At 40.7% G+C, this 13,711-nt stretch carries 12 protein-coding genes; 6 read left to right on the forward strand and 6 right to left on the reverse strand.

The genetic code is table 11. The annotated features are described in order from the left end of the window. Positions 1-216 precede the first annotated feature (216 nt). From radC to IQ244_RS17360, 3 genes are all read right to left on the reverse strand, one after another. Entirely contained in the window at positions 217-948 is a 732-nt protein-coding gene (gene radC / locus IQ244_RS17350) for a RadC family protein (RefSeq protein WP_193896246.1), read from the reverse strand. 209 nt (positions 949-1,157) lie between these two features. Continuing rightward, positions 1,158-1,778 (reverse strand): TMEM165/GDT1 family protein, encoded by a 621-nt coding sequence (locus IQ244_RS17355; protein ID WP_193896333.1) that lies wholly within the window; start codon positions 1,776-1,778, stop codon positions 1,158-1,160. Between the two features lie 405 nt (positions 1,779-2,183). After that, the gene (locus tag IQ244_RS17360) at positions 2,184-3,113 is read right to left on the reverse strand and encodes a carbohydrate ABC transporter permease (protein ID WP_193896248.1); all 930 of its coding nucleotides are present in this window, start codon (positions 3,111-3,113) and stop codon (positions 2,184-2,186) included. 220 nt (positions 3,114-3,333) lie between these two features. Here IQ244_RS17360 and IQ244_RS17365 point away from each other — a divergent pair, with 220 nt between their 5' ends. The 3 genes from IQ244_RS17365 (at position 3,334) to IQ244_RS17375 (ending at position 5,602) form a co-directional block, all read left to right on the forward strand. Continuing rightward, a complete protein-coding gene (locus tag IQ244_RS17365) occupies positions 3,334-3,945 on the forward strand; it encodes a DUF1003 domain-containing protein (protein ID WP_193896250.1) in 612 nt (203 codons plus the stop codon). A 247-nt stretch (positions 3,946-4,192) separates the two neighbouring features. Continuing rightward, positions 4,193-4,915, forward strand: a complete 723-nt coding sequence (locus IQ244_RS17370; RefSeq protein WP_193896252.1) for a cadmium resistance transporter — start codon at positions 4,193-4,195, stop codon at positions 4,913-4,915. Positions 4,916-4,921: 6 nt separating this feature from the next. Beyond that, positions 4,922-5,602, forward strand: a complete 681-nt coding sequence (locus IQ244_RS17375; protein ID WP_322746080.1) for a hypothetical protein — start codon at positions 4,922-4,924, stop codon at positions 5,600-5,602. 235 nt (positions 5,603-5,837) lie between these two features. On the opposite strand, the gene IQ244_RS17380 is transcribed toward IQ244_RS17375, so the two are convergent. The 3 genes from IQ244_RS17380 to sufR all read right to left on the reverse strand — a co-directional run bounded on the left by IQ244_RS17380 (position 5,838) and on the right by sufR (position 9,727). Then, positions 5,838-8,201, reverse strand: coding sequence for a CHAT domain-containing protein (locus tag IQ244_RS17380; RefSeq protein WP_228058980.1), 2,364 nt, complete (start codon positions 8,199-8,201; stop codon positions 5,838-5,840). 410 nt (positions 8,202-8,611) lie between these two features. Beyond that, positions 8,612-8,872 carry a hypothetical protein gene (locus tag IQ244_RS17385; RefSeq protein ID WP_015112306.1) on the reverse strand — a complete coding sequence of 87 codons (261 nt, stop codon included), beginning with the start codon at positions 8,870-8,872 and terminating at the stop codon, positions 8,612-8,614. A gap of 165 nt (positions 8,873-9,037) precedes the next feature. Next, positions 9,038-9,727 (reverse strand): iron-sulfur cluster biosynthesis transcriptional regulator SufR, encoded by a 690-nt coding sequence (gene sufR / locus IQ244_RS17390; protein ID WP_193896254.1) that lies wholly within the window; start codon positions 9,725-9,727, stop codon positions 9,038-9,040. A 225-nt stretch (positions 9,728-9,952) separates the two neighbouring features. Here sufR and sufB point away from each other — a divergent pair, with 225 nt between their 5' ends. The 3 genes from sufB (at position 9,953) to sufD (ending at position 13,614) form a co-directional block, all read left to right on the forward strand. Further along, positions 9,953-11,392: a Fe-S cluster assembly protein SufB gene (sufB, locus tag IQ244_RS17395; protein ID WP_193896256.1), complete on the forward strand. Its 1,440-nt coding sequence runs from the start codon at positions 9,953-9,955 to the stop codon at positions 11,390-11,392. A gap of 72 nt (positions 11,393-11,464) precedes the next feature. Further along, entirely contained in the window at positions 11,465-12,253 is a 789-nt protein-coding gene (gene sufC / locus IQ244_RS17400) for a Fe-S cluster assembly ATPase SufC (RefSeq protein ID WP_193896258.1), read from the forward strand. Then, a complete protein-coding gene (gene sufD / locus IQ244_RS17405) occupies positions 12,253-13,614 on the forward strand; it encodes a Fe-S cluster assembly protein SufD (protein WP_193896260.1) in 1,362 nt (453 codons plus the stop codon). Before sufC ends, sufD begins: the two co-directional genes overlap by 1 nt. Positions 13,615-13,711 lie beyond the last annotated feature (97 nt).

Consider the following 13,711-nt stretch of genomic DNA (forward strand, 5'->3'; position numbering starts at 1 on the left):
ATTTGAGAAGCTAGTAGAGTCAACAGAGTGAGAAATGGGTTTTTTTATTATGCATTTGGGTTGGAGAAAAATCTGGCAATAAGATACAAATTTTGCGAATACATAGATTAATTTTGCTGTCAATAGCTTCTTGACAAAAGCATGACAATGCTACAGCAAAGTGCTGAGTATAAAACCTATAAATTCAAGGCTTTGACTTATTAACATTGTTCTCACCTAATCACCTTGAGGGTAATCATTCCATAACGTTGTGATTTCACGTAAACTTTGGTGATTTCCATTTCCTAAAATTACATGATCTAGTAACGGAATACCCAATAATTGCGCTCCTGCTAACAATTGACGGGTCAATTCTATATCTTCTGGACTTGGTTCAATATTCCCAGAAGGATGATTGTGAGCGACTATTGCGCGTGTTGCACCTTGACGAATTACTTCTCGAAAAATTTCTCGTGGGGAAGCTAGGGTTTCAGTTGCAGTACCGATGCTAATGACTTGTGTACCCAATAAACGATTTTTCACATCTAATAACAATACTGCAAACCGTTCTTGCGTTTGCCACATTAAATCTTGACTGAGTGCAGCTGCGGCCACCAATGGACTATCAATTAAAGTGCCTTCTGAAGGGCGGGAGAGAAACGCACGTTTACCTAGTTCGACCGCAGCTAAAATGGTTGTGGCTTTGGCTGGGCCAATACCAGGAACTTGCATTAATTCTGCTGGGGTGACTTCTCGTAATGCGGCTAATGGGTCACGTTGATATTTGCTTAATTCTTGCAAAAGATATTGTCCCAAACCTACAGCCGAAAGTTTTCCTGGCCCTTGACCAGTGGCTAAAAGAATTGCGATTAACTCTGCTGTTGCTAAAATTTTGGGGCCATGAGTCATCAAACGCTCACGCGGACGTTCATTTGTGGGGATGTCGGCAATTCTTAGGCAATAGGTCATAGAAGCATTCAGAAAATAGTTACCGAGATGGAACTATTTTTAGTTATCCCTTGTTTGCGCTCAAAATTATCTTAAATGGAGAAAATCTTTAATTTTATGAGCGGGGTTAGAGACTATGCGGTTTGCAGTTGAATGGAATACAGACCTAACCCCTTATCCCTTCCCAACAAGGGAAGGGGAATAAAACTCAAAGCCTCTATTTTTCCTCTTTACACTCCTTCTACAGCAGCAACCACACCAAAAATGAGAAATAAGCATCCCCCGACAAAAGTGAGTTGGCGTTCAGAAATGCGTCCGGCGATGAGTTTACCACCGATAACTGCGATCGCGGCACAAATACTATGTCCTAAAATCGCTCCAATCGTTACCCCAATTGGGTTATTACCAGCAGCTAAGGCAATAGTGGCAATTTGGGTGCGATCGCCCCACTCTGCCATAAATGTTAATAAGAAGGCTTCGGTGATAATTGCCCAAGGGGTTTTGCGCTTTGGTAGCTGTGCATCTGCTTTTTTCACCGCAGTTTCTGCTTCTTCTACGACATCTGCATCACAACTCGCAGCCGCCATTTTACTCGCGTCGTACAACAGCTTAATACCAAAGGCGATAAACAAAGCGATTTCAGCGTAATGAATGTAAATTTTTGGTAGTAAAGATGCCGCTTGCCCAAATACCACTGAGAGGATCGTCATTGCGGCTAAAGCTGCTGTCACCCCAATAAACACCAAGCGCCGTGAATGGTGCATTGCCAAAATTACAGCGATAAAAAAAGTTTTATCGCCAAGCTCAGAAACGGTAATTAATAACAAACCTGCGGTAAAAGCTGTTAACACTCTCTCAAGCTCCTGAATCATCTTTAGCGATGTGAGCTTGAAGAGAGTCAAAAGACCTCACCAAGCTCACATCTTGTCTGTGAACTTAGTGAAGGTCTCGCTTTCAAATATTTATATTTGACATCTGAACCAGGCTTATCACCAGTATGTTGATTCAGATGAACTGGCCTGATAGTTCCTGCCAGTAGCTACTCCCCTTCGATTAACCTAAATGTTACATCTATCTTTAGATAGAGTCAATCATTAAATTTTCCTGATTTTGGGAAACTACGATCATCTTAGCAGGTGACACAAAAAATTCACGATACTTTAGCCCAAACTCTTGCCGAGATCATTTTGATTGAGAAAGCGGATAAGTTCATTTTGCTTTCACCTATTAAAAATTTTGTAAAAATTTCCTATACATCAAATACTAATATTGTCTCCCCCCTGGGGATTAATAGCTAATCGCAACACTGATAAACCTAAAATTATTAAAAATAATACCAGCCCAATTGTGCAAGCATAGCTAATTTCTAAATTACTAAAAGCTTGTTCGTATAAATAATAAACAATAGTTTTGGAACTATCCAATGGCCCGCCTTGGGTCATAATATACACTTCTTCAAAAACTTTCGTTGCCGAAATCGCCGAAATTACTGCGACTAAAGCTAAATAAGGTCTCATTAAAGGTATAGTAATATCCCAATGTTTGCGAATACCATCTGAGCCATCAATAGCTGCGGCTTCGTACACATCAGCGGGAATAGATTGTAACCCAGCTAAATAAATTACCATGTAATAGCCTAATCCTTTCCAAATAGTGACAGCCATAACACTGGCCAGAGAAATTGGTACAATCCCCAAAATTTTATCTGGACTAGTTAACCAAGGAATTCCTTCGGGGAAAATTCCCAAAGTTTTCAGCAACTGATTAAGTAGGCCGTTTTCTGCATATAACCATTTCCAGGCTATACCTGCAACTACCATTGAGATAACTACTGGGGTGTAATATGCGGCTCTAAACCAACTGACTCCCAGCAATTTTTGATTGACTAAAATTGCTAACCCTAAAGGAGCAATTACCAAAATTGGTACTACACCCACCAGATAAAGAAAAGTATTTTCTAAAGTTTTCCAAAAAACTGCGTCCTTCCACAGACGTAAAAAATTAGCAAAGCCTATCCATTGTGGCGGTTGAGAAATATCTTCGTAGCTGGTGAAACTGAGGTAAAAGGCTTGTAACGCAGGCCAAAAAACAGTTAACCCCAACAGCACTAAAGCAGGTAGCAAAAACAAATATGGAGTGAGTCGTTGTTGAATGATAATCCAATCTTTAGATGTCAGTTGACTCATAAGAGTGTTGGTGAGACGGAAAAGCTAACTCATATTACACGAATAGATACAGTTGGAGGGCGATCGCTCAAACACCATCTAAGTACTTTTTGGTATATGTCTGTATTAATCACTTAAATTTATTAATTTAAAAAATAATAATATTTGTATTTATCAGAGGAACAGCATAAATTAAACCCATAAAGAAAAACCAAACGGGAATCACCTAAAGAGGTAAATTATGAATCCAGTAGTTAGACAAAAATCACAGCCGCCACAAATTCCCACGGAAGAATTAACTCGCGGACAACACCTAGCTGATAAACTAGCATCTCAGGTAGGTTCTTGGAAATTTCTGATTTGCCAAAGTACCATCTTAGCTGGATGGGTGGGAATGAACTTAGCACCAGGAGTTCCTCATTGGGATGAGTCACCATTCATTATGCTCAACTTGGTGTTTTCCTTCGCTTCAGCTTACACAGCACCAATAGTTTTAATGAGTCAAAACCGTCAATCTGAGACTGACCGCATCAACGCGGAAATTGACCATCAAGTAAACTTACGCGCCGGACAAAACATTGAACTACTTCATGAAAAGTTAGATACATTACACACTCAACAAATTGCTGAACTAACTCAAATTGTGAAAGAACAACAGCAAATGCTGCGAGAAATGAAAGTAAATTTAGCAGCTACTTCCAAAGAAATTAAAGATAATCGTATCGCCTTAGCACCAGGACTGATTGTGCAAATTAACGATAAATTTCCTAAAGAAGCACCTGTTAACCCAGCCAAAAAACAACATAAATCAGTTGGCGATAATGCCAAAGTGATTGATCAATATATTCGTTGATAATCATGAATTACCAACAGTGAGAGTCTAAATTTTAAATATCTCGATCCAGTTCTAGACTAAAATCTTGACTCTACCACTTTGAACTTAGAACCAGCATTTGCAGTATTTTCCGAAAATCAAATATTCAGTTAACTTGTGATGTTACATCTCTACGTTTGACAAAGTAGCAACTTCCCAAGTATTCGCAGACATAAATCAAGAACAAGACACACAACATCAATGTGTAGATAAAGGAGAAATATAAATGAATGGAATTTTTTCTGGAATTCCCACTGGGATAACAGCTTTTACCGCTACAAATTTGGATGATTTAGTCATTCTGACGCTGTTATTTTCTCAAGTAAATACACATTTACGTCGTCGGCACATTGTAATTGGTCAATATCTTGGTTTTAGTACATTGGTAATTGCTAGTTTAGCTGGTTTTCTGGGTGGTTTAGTTTTACCATCTCATTGGATGGGGTTTCTCGGTTTTGCACCTATCGCTATTGGGCTAAATCGTTTATTGAATGCAGATAAAGATTCACCATCAACAACAGAATCAGAGCAAGAATTAACTAAATCTTCTCCCTTTTCTGGCTTTTTATCTTCTCAATCTTTGAGTGTAGCTGCGATTACTATTGGTAATGGTAGTGATAACATTAGTATTTATATGCCATTATTTGCTAATGCAGACTTCTCTAGTTTACTAGTTATTATTGCCGTATTTTTATCACTAGTTGGTGTTTGGTGCTATGGAACATATAAACTTACCTGCCAACCAGCTATCTGTAATTTAATTTCGCAATATGGTAACAATATTGTTCCCTTTGTGTTGATTGGTTTAGGTGTCTTCATCATTTTAGATAGTGCTTCATTACCACCAATTGCTTTAGCAGTTAGCTGTCTAGTATTAACGGGATTAGTCAAACTGTATGGTATCAATGCACAGACAGAAACATCGGCAGATGCTGACTGGCAAATTTAGTAATCAATGTTTGTGAATCCAGTCAGACCAATTCCCCAAATTTTTACACTCAATAGGATAAATCTCATGAAATTCTTCCGCATTGCGCTTGTAACTTTAGTACTTTTAGTAAATTTAGTCATCGCCCCACCTTCTTGGGCTAGTAAACCAAATCTAACACAGGGTACTGATTACACCGAAGTTACACAAGCAATTGATAACCTTGTAAAATTAAAAGAAACTCCGGCTGATTCACCATATACCCCAGAAGAAATTGCCCAGAAATTGGGTGATTTAAAATTACAAAAATATATTTTAGAAACAGCCCAAGATTGGGCGCAGTGTCGTAATGAAACGGGTAAAACCTTGGCTGTTTATGCACATAAGCCGAAAAAGTTAGCTCAAGGCAATACTCTCTACTTTTTGGGTAATGGTCAAGTTACTGATAATGATTGGGATTGTGATGGTGTTTATTTACCAATTGGGACTAAATTACCTGGAGATACAGAAGGATTAACAGAACCTTTGGCTATTAAAGTTGTTGATGGTACTCAATTAGTAGCAAAAACTAATCTGGAGACTGGTGTTGTGGAATTTAATATCACCCCTGCGAATGTATTCAAATCAGGTGGCATTGATTGGTTAATTCCTAATTTGACACAAGCTGATATTGATGCCAAAATTCCTGACGCACCAATTGAAGATTAAAATTGATTCATTTTCAATAATGGGTGAACAATCAAATCCCCGATTTTCTTTGAAAAGTCGGGGATTTGAACTATAGATATAAAAAGTTTAGATAATTTTTTGCTGGCGATCGCACTTTGTGGATAAACTTAGCATTTACCCTAGAAAAAGCGATCGCGGCCAATATGCACTTCCCACTCTACAACTCGCGCGGAGTCTGCTAAAATCCCACTTTTTTCACAGATGAAACGAGATATCAAGATTCACCGACCAAGGTAAATGCAGCCCATTCGTAGGGACTGGAGTATTGTTTCATTGTTGACAGCATAGCGTTTCTTAATGCAGCAACTTCATCAGGATTTTGCCGCAGATTTTGATAAAACTTAGTCATCAAGAATTCTGTGGCATCATCGGATACTGCCCATAAGGAAACGATAACACTGGATGCACCAGCACTAATCAATGAGCGAGAGAGTCCTACAACTCCATCACCAGTAATGCGTCCTTCGCCAGTGTCACAGGCGCTCAGGACAACTAATACAGCATTAAGGTTCAGACTCAGAATTTCATCAGATGTGAGTAACCCATCATTAATTTGACCAGTATGGTCAGGGGCTAGAGCGATCGCTCCAGGCACACCCAATCCTTTAAAATCATCAAGTAGCCCATGAGTGGCTAAATGGATAATTCTCGCTTTCTTCATCTGTTGCACTATAGAAGCTTTTGTGGCAACTTTCCCAGTCATTGGCTTAGTTTTCAGGAGTCTGGCAACTTCAATAGCTTCGGCTTCCGCACCGGGTAAAGTTGGTAACTCCTGCGGTTGTTCACCAGTTTTAGTTATGATGCTTGGCATAGTTGGATTTCCTACTACTAAAGCATTTTTGCCTTGTAGAGAAGCAAAAGTGTGACTACCGGTACGTTCTCGTTTCTGGCTGATCAGATTTAACACCTGTATGGCTGGGGCTGTGAGGATACTGTATTTTTCGATTAAGTAGTGATTATTTTGGTCTTTGAGTGCTGCAAATGGAACTAAAAATAGTTCATTTTGAGGAATGAAAATAATATGTTGATTTGAATTAGTGGGCAATAAATTGGCGATTGGTTCAATTAAGAGTTTGTATAGTTGCTTTTGTTGGCTGATTTGAGAAACTACCTCGCTTTTTGGTGCTGGGGATCTACCGCGACCTCTCAAACCAAGAGAATTCCGACTACTGCTCACAAGTTCTGCTAGAGGTGTCAGTGGGAGATCAACTTGCTTAAAACTAACTACACCTGTTGGCTGAACTACCCAAATATAAAGTAGTTTATCGGAAACAATTGAATACTCAACAAGTGTAGCTTTTTGTTTTTTTGCCAGAAGCTGTATTTGGTTGATTGTTAAGGGTTTAGTAACCGATGGATTTTGGGGGTTGAGTAATAGCCGTGAGGTTAATAATTCTACAAAAGCTTTGCTTCTACCACGTTCGGCAATTTCTAAAGCCGAATTAATTTTCCCTTCAGCAATCAAAGCTTGTTGCAAGTGACGGTATGTTTGAACTTGAGTGTCAAAAATTGAAACTTTATAAACATCTGTTAATCCTGGTCGCAGAGATTCCCAAATATTAATTGCCGTCATTAGCATTTTTTCAGCAGCATCTGCTTGACCTATTTCTAACAAGGTACTGCCTAAGCTAGTACGGGTTAATGCTTCGGCTGGTGGGTCTTTCTGTTCTATAGTTATTGCCAGAACCTGCTGATATAAATTTAATGCTTTGGGGTACTGCTTGAGATTCTGATAAACAACCCCCGTTTCATGAAGAGTTGCACCTTCAAGGCGACGATAACCTGATTGTTGAGTGATTGTCAGAGCTTGCTGATATAAATTTAATGCTTTGGGGTACTGCCCCTGATTACTGTAAACTCTCCCCAGAGACAGTAAACTGGCAGCTTGTTCAACGCGATCGCCTACCATTCTCCCAATTTCCCAAGCTGCTTGTAAAGATGACAGTGCTTTTTGGTATTGTTGGGAACTGTTGTATACTTCGCCAAGACTTCTCAATGCAATTCCTTCACCGGAACGATTATGCATTTCTCTCATAATTGTCAGACTTTGTTGCAATAAACGCAGTGATTTCGGATACTCTCCCACACTTGTATATAGTTGTCCAATGTAGGTTAATGTCGTTCCTTCGCTAGACCGTGCAAGGTTTTTACTCTCTTGATCACCTACTTTCTGAAAAATTGCTAATGCTTGTTGATGAAATTTTAGGGCTGTGGCGTACTGTCCTAAATTTTGATAACTTAATCCAATATTGCTCAGAGTAATACCTTCATTAATGCTTGAAGTTTTAGTCAAGTTATCTTGATGAGAACCGCGGTATTTATGGAAAATTGCTAAGACTTGTTGATATAACGCGATCGCTTTTGTATCTTGCCCCAAAGTCTGATTTATTTTCCCCATATAGTTCAAGATATTCACTTGATCTTGAGGCTGATCGTCTTTGAGCAGAATTAAGCTGCGGCCAAACGTCTCTAAAGCTTTTTGCAAATCTCCTTTTCTATACTGCTGCACACCTTTTGTGTATAGCCGCAAAGCTTCATTGCGGTCTTTTAAAAGTATCTGTGCCGATGCAATTGGCATTTCTCCAGAGATTTTAGCCGTCTGTATGTCACAATTGAGAGACAATAGAAGACTTAGAGGCATAGACGACAGCAAGCAGTAAATTAGCCTAGTGTCCATGATAAAATTACTCCATCAAAAGTATGGAACAAGACTAATCTGAAGACATATGTGTTAAATCAATACTGTTCGGATAAGGTTAAGAATTGACTTTATTCTCAAAACTGGAACATAATAATCAACATTTTGAGAATCTCAAAATTGAAATTTTTGGTTAACCTAAATGTATTGAGTGTTGAATGCCCTTGAAGATAAATACAGCCTTGAGATTAGAATTTTAGACCACATTCTGCCTTTTAGTTCAGAAATAACATTAATATATAATTAACAAGGAACACACAAAAGATAACTTTCAACTTGTAAATTGCTCGTTACCACTTCAAAAACGAAGCTTCAATTCCTTGTTCACGCCTAATTTTGCTGTCTTTCTCAAACCAACTAATAATTTGCTGAGTTGTTAAATCTTCAATAGTAACGTTGTATTCTTGAGCAATTTGCTGCAAGAGTTTATGGGATGAAATAGTCAATCTTGTTAAAAACTTTTCTGGGGAAGATAGCAAAGCTGCGTCAACTTTTGCAGACTCTTCCAAAGTTAAAAACTGGGTTGATGGTTGCTGTGATGGTAAATCCATAAATTAGTTAATAGTCATTTGTCAATAGTCATTGGTCAATACTGCTGAGTCAGATAATTTTCCTCTCAACTCTTAGCTGTTGACTTGATAATTAGTAAAATCTATCACTAATTTGGCTATTAACCTTATCCTAATGTGGATATGAATTAGAAATTAATTCCGTAGTTATTGACGAGCCTGGACTAAATAGCCACAGCGATGCTCACCGTTGATAATCCAGTGAGTACGTTCTACGATACAGTCTGGTAGCACAGCGGCAAACATTTCCAATTCGTGACCGCAGATGCTAGGAAAAGACTCGGCGACGTTGGAAATGGCACAATGATGCTCTATTAAAACAAAGCGATCGCCTTTATCGGCAGAATTTTGCTCCTCTGGTTCTACAGAGTGATACTCTGCCATGAATCCTTCGGCTTTTCGCAACTGAACTAAAGTTTCTACCCGTTCTTTTAAAGAACCTTTACCGACGCGATCGCGGTATTCTTGGGCTTTGCGTTCCCATTGTTTTTGTAAAATTGTCTTCATTTTGTCGTGGCCGACGGTTTCTGCTAAGGTATCCAGCAGTGAAACGGCAAATTCGCCGTAACCATCACCAAAGCGATCGCTTGTTGTACGATGTAGGCGATCGCGTCCTTGACGACTCAGTTCATAAATATGTTGTGGCCGCCCCATCCCCGCCTGTGCAGTAGATGAATAGGTAATCAATTCCTCCGTCTCCAAATCTTTGAGATGACGACGAATTGCTTGCGGACTAACATTTAAAACTTCTGAAAGCTCCAAAGCGGTTGCTTGTGAGTGTTTTAGCAGATATTCGAGGATCTCTTGCTTCGTTGAGGACTGCTGGGTAGTCGCCATCTTAGTCCTAAAATTTTTTTAGAAAATTTGACTTTAACAACATTGTTGTTGTTAATTTAGCGTAAAATGAAGATACATTAAACAACATCGATGTTGTTTTAATCTCCATCCTTATTCTAACAGCCGTGTGAACCACTCGATAATGCGAGATCGGCATCGGCGAGAAACCAGCCCGTCTTCCATCCTTCAAGAGATCCATTTACGGAACACGAGAGACTACTACCGATGAGTGCCACTGTCAAATCCCTAGTCAACCAACCTTACAAGTACGGCTTTATTACAGATATCGAAGCCGATACCATCCCGCGTGGACTTAGTGAAGACGTTGTTCGCTTGATTTCCGCGAAGAAGAACGAGCCGGAATTCATGCTGGAGTTTCGTCTGAGAGCCTACCGCCAATGGCTAAAAATGACAGAACCAACTTGGCCTAGCGTCAAATATCCGCCGATTAATTATCAGGATATCATTTACTACTCTGCGCCCAAGCAAAAGAAAGAAAAGCTCAACAGCTTAGACGAAGTAGATCCGACGCTCCTGGAAACCTTCGAGAAGCTTGGTATTTCCCTGTCAGAACAAAAGCGACTCGCAAATGTCGCCGTCGATGCCATTTTTGATAGCGTTTCCGTCGCTACTACCTTCAAAGAAAAACTAGCTGAAGACGGCGTTATCTTCTGTTCCATTTCCGAAGCACTGCGGGAATACCCAGAATTAATCAAGAAATATTTGGGGAGTGTTGTCCCCATTGCTGATAACTATTTTGCTGCTTTAAACGCCGCTGTTTTCAGTGATGGCTCCTTTGTCTACATTCCCAAAGGCGTAAAATGCCCAATGGAATTGTCTACCTACTTCCGCATCAACTCTGGCGATACGGGACAGTTTGAACGGACTTTGATTGTTGCTGAAGAAGGTAGCTATGTTTCCTATTTGGAAGGTTGCACCGCGCCAATGTATGACAGCAACCAACTCCACGCCGCAGTAGTGGAACTGGTGGCTTTGGATAATGCGGAAATTAAATATTCTACTGTGCAGAACTGGTACGCCGGCGATGTTAACGGTAAAGGTGGGATTTACAATTTCGTTACCAAGCGCGGCTTGTGTCAAGGTGTAAATTCTAAGATTTCCTGGACTCAGGTAGAAACTGGTTCCGCGATTACTTGGAAGTATCCTAGCTGTGTGTTAGTTGGGGATAACTCTGTGGGTGAGTTCTACTCGGTGGCGTTGACAAACAATATGCAGCAAGCCGACACCGGGACGAAGATGATTCATGTCGGTAAGAATACTCGCAGTACGATTATTTCTAAAGGAATCTCCGCAGGTAATTCTAGTAACAGTTACCGGGGTTTGGTGAAAATCAACCCGAAGGCTGAAGGCGCGAGAAATTATTCTCAGTGCGACTCTATGTTAATTGGGGATAATGCTCACGCTAATACTTTCCCTTATATTCAAGTCCAAAATAAAGCTGCAAAAGTGGAGCATGAAGCTTCGACTTCTAAAATTGGCGAAGATCAGCTATTTTTCTTTGCTCAACGGGGAATTTCTTCTGAAGATGCTATTTCGATGATGATTAGCGGTTTCTGTAAGGATGTGTTTAATCAGCTACCAATGGAGTTTGCGGTGGAGGCTGATAAGTTGTTGAGTTTGAAACTAGAGGGTAGTGTGGGTTAGGTTTTAAACGCAAAGTGGCGCTAAGGTATGCGCTAAGGTGCGCGGAGAGAAAAGAGAGAAGAGAGAGAGAAGATGATTATTGAAAATAGTGCAGTTTTGCTGTCGGTGAAGGATTTGACGGCTGAGGTTGGTGGTACGCCGATTCTTAAGGGTGTGAATTTGGAGGTTCGCGCCGGAGAGATTCATGCGATTATGGGGCCGAATGGTTCTGGTAAGAGTACGTTTTCTAAGGTGTTGTCGGGACATCCGGCGTATACGGTGACTGGCGGTGAGGTGATTTTCCAAGGACAAAATTTGTTGGAAATGGAGCCGGAAGAACGGGCTAGGGCTGGGGTGTTTTTGGCGTTTCAGTATCCTCTAGAAATTCCTGGTGTGAGTAATTTGGATTTCTTGCGGGTGGCTTACAATTCTCGGCGCAAGGCGCAGGGGTTGGAAGAGGTAGACGCGTTTGATTTTGATGATTTGATTGAGGAAAAGTTGGATGTGGTGAAGATGGATGCAGCTTTCCTCAACCGCAGTGTGAATGAAGGTTTTTCTGGTGGTGAGAAAAAGCGGAATGAAATTCTGCAAATGGCGTTGTTAGAACCTAAGTTGGCAATTTTGGATGAAACAGACTCAGGTTTAGATATTGATGCGCTAAAAATTGTCGCGCATGGGGTAAATCAGCTGACTAATCCAGACAATGCGACGATTATGATTACCCACTACCAACGTCTTTTGAATTATATTGTGCCGGATTTTGTGCATGTGATGGCGCGGGGACAAATTCTCACCAGTGGCGGTAAGGAACTGGCGTTAGAGTTGGAGTCGCGCGGTTATGACTGGATTTTGGAGGAAAGTGCGGTTGAGGTGGGTGTGTAATGTCTATTCAAGTTTCTCCTAGTGCTATTCCTAATTCGGATGCAGTCAGTTTGGGATCTTCTCTGTTGGATAGAGATGGTTATTTGACTGGGTTGTTAAATCAAGTAAGTGTAACTCAAGCAGATGGGTTAGCGGAGTTACGCCAACAAGCTGCAAATTGGGTGCGTCACTCAACTATCCCCACTACCCGCGAAGAAGAATGGCGGTTTACTGATTTGTCTGAGTTGCGGGGTGTGGAATTTCGCAAGGCGCAGCCAGTTAATCATGTAGCGGCGTTGAAGGTAACTTATCTAACTGATAATCGGTTGGTGTTTGTTAATGGTGTTTATGTGCCGGAGTTGTCTGCTGTTAATTTACCTGATGGTATTGTAGTTGGTAATTTAGCTGGTTTAACAGTTGAAGGCGATCGCATCCGCAAATACCTCGCTCAAGCTGAGGGCGCGTTGGAAGTATTCACGGCTCTGAATACTGCTGGTTTAACGGATGCAGCAGTTGTCTGGGTGAGTAAAAATGTCGTGGTTGACACACCTATTCATCTGCTATTTATTTCGGGTGCTGGGGAGACAGCGACGATTTCTCAGCCGCGTTGTTTGGTTGTGGCGGAAACTGGTTCGCAGGTGACTTTAATAGAAGAGTTTACGAACCGCAGAGGCGCAGAGGGCGCGGAGGGTAAGAGTTACTTTACCAATGCGGTGACGGAGGTTTGGGTTAGTGAGAATGCGGCGGTAAATCATACTAGGGTGGAGAGAGAAGGCGCTGAGGCGTTTCATATTGGTAAAACTGCGGTTAACCAAGCTCGTTATAGTCGCTATACCTGTAATGCTTTTAGTTTAGGGGCAAAGTTATCGCGTCACAATTTAGAGATTTTGCAAACTGGTGAGCAAACAGAAACAACGCTCAACGGTTTGGCGATGATAGCCGGGAAGCAAGTCGCGGATACTCACAGTGCGATCGCTCTTAATTATCCTTATGGTAAAAGTGAACAATTGCACAAATGTATTGTTGGCGATCGCGCTCATGCTGTGTTCAATGGTAAAGTATTTGTACCTAAACCAGCCCAGCTAACTGACGCAGCCCAGTTAAATCGCAATTTACTACTGTCCTCCAAGGCGCGAGTCGATACCAAGCCCCAATTAGAAATTACCGCCGATAACGTCAAATGCGCTCACGGTGCAACTGTGAGTCAGTTAGAAGATGATGAAATCTTCTATTTGCAAAGCCGCGGAATTGATGAAAGTGCAGCGCGGAATTTATTAATTAACGCCTTCGCCACCGAAATCATCAACAAAGTTCCTGTGGCTTCCCTGAGAGACATCTTGCTAAACACAGTCACTAGTTTTAAGTCTCTGACAAACGACTAAAAAAGTCTGAATTCTGAAGTCTGAATTCTGAAAAAATTTGCAGCATGAACAATGAAAGCTGAAAATCCGAAGAGTAAAAACTTAAGGACAAAATTTA

It is taken from the genome of Nostoc sp. LEGE 06077, from assembly GCF_015207705.1.
Lineage (GTDB): Bacteria > Cyanobacteriota > Cyanobacteriia > Cyanobacteriales > Nostocaceae > Nostoc_B.

What these genes read in the sequence shown, in the direction of transcription:
- IQ244_RS17375 (WP_322746080.1), top strand. Translation starts at nt 4,922, where the DNA reads ATGTTTGTGAATCCAGTCAGACCAATTCCCCAAATTTTTACACTCAAT.
- IQ244_RS17385 (WP_015112306.1), bottom strand. Translation starts at nt 8,872, where the DNA reads ATGGATTTACCATCACAGCAACCATCAACCCAGTTTTTAACTTTGGAA.
- sufR (WP_193896254.1), bottom strand. Translation starts at nt 9,727, where the DNA reads ATGGCGACTACCCAGCAGTCCTCAACGAAGCAAGAGATCCTCGAATAT.
- IQ244_RS17370 (WP_193896252.1), top strand. Translation starts at nt 4,193, where the DNA reads ATGAATGGAATTTTTTCTGGAATTCCCACTGGGATAACAGCTTTTACC.
- sufD (WP_193896260.1), top strand. Translation starts at nt 12,253, where the DNA reads ATGTCTATTCAAGTTTCTCCTAGTGCTATTCCTAATTCGGATGCAGTC.
- sufB (WP_193896256.1), top strand. Translation starts at nt 9,953, where the DNA reads ATGAGTGCCACTGTCAAATCCCTAGTCAACCAACCTTACAAGTACGGC.
- radC (WP_193896246.1), bottom strand. Translation starts at nt 948, where the DNA reads ATGACCTATTGCCTAAGAATTGCCGACATCCCCACAAATGAACGTCCG.
- IQ244_RS17365 (WP_193896250.1), top strand. Translation starts at nt 3,334, where the DNA reads ATGAATCCAGTAGTTAGACAAAAATCACAGCCGCCACAAATTCCCACG.
- sufC (WP_193896258.1), top strand. Translation starts at nt 11,465, where the DNA reads ATGATTATTGAAAATAGTGCAGTTTTGCTGTCGGTGAAGGATTTGACG.
- IQ244_RS17360 (WP_193896248.1), bottom strand. Translation starts at nt 3,113, where the DNA reads ATGAGTCAACTGACATCTAAAGATTGGATTATCATTCAACAACGACTC.
- IQ244_RS17380 (WP_228058980.1), bottom strand. Translation starts at nt 8,201, where the DNA reads ATGCCAATTGCATCGGCACAGATACTTTTAAAAGACCGCAATGAAGCT.